The organism is Anaerotignum faecicola (assembly GCA_024460105.1).
GTDB lineage: Bacteria > Bacillota > Clostridia > Lachnospirales > Anaerotignaceae > JANFXS01.
Genome location: JANFXS010000042.1, coordinates 1 through 648 on the forward strand (window position 1 = coordinate 1; position 648 = coordinate 648).

The window sequence follows — 648 nt, forward strand, 5'->3', positions numbered from 1 at the left end:
CATCGCCTGCCAGGTCCTCGTACAGCGCCTTTCCAATATAGGCCCGCGCCTCCTCCACGGAACGGTAAAAGCCGTCAGAATAGACGTCCCGCAAATCCAGAAGGCTGATGGCATCATTTAATACGGTCAGGATATCAATGGCCGTCTTCCCTTCCTGGTCCATCCGGTCCATGGCCCATAACGGAACCTGTATATCGTAGTAAAGGTCTTTCACCGGTTTCGAGATTTCCTCTATATCCGCAATCAGGCGAAATTCCGGATGGAGCGTCCCCGAATACGCCTGCAGATCAACCGTCACCGTATCTCCCGCTGTCGCCGCCCGGTCAAGGAGGACCTCCCTGTGGTTCATATCGGCTCCCTGAACCGCCTCTCCGTTGATAAATACCAGAAACTGCGGATTCTTGGCGTCGTCCCACTCCTCAATCTGAGTCCTGATCCGAAGCCATAAGCCTTTTCCGCCATACTCCTCCGGAACAGTAAATACGGTCCGAAACCAGTAATGGCGGTCCGGCCCGTACCAGTGCATCAGACGGCTGTCAAACGGTTCCCAGCTTTCCGCCGCCCGGTCGGCCTCCTCCGGCCGCAAAAAAAAGCCTTCCTTTACCTGCCAGCTGTCCAGTTCGAATTTCCGGACAACCATTAATTTCT

The 648-nt window shown here is 54.9% G+C and carries 1 protein-coding gene; it reads right to left on the reverse strand.

Translation table 11 applies throughout. The features are described 5' to 3' along the window. A partial coding sequence (locus tag NE664_12620; protein ID MCQ4727479.1) for an alpha-mannosidase occupies positions 1-648 on the reverse strand: 648 nt, incomplete at both ends.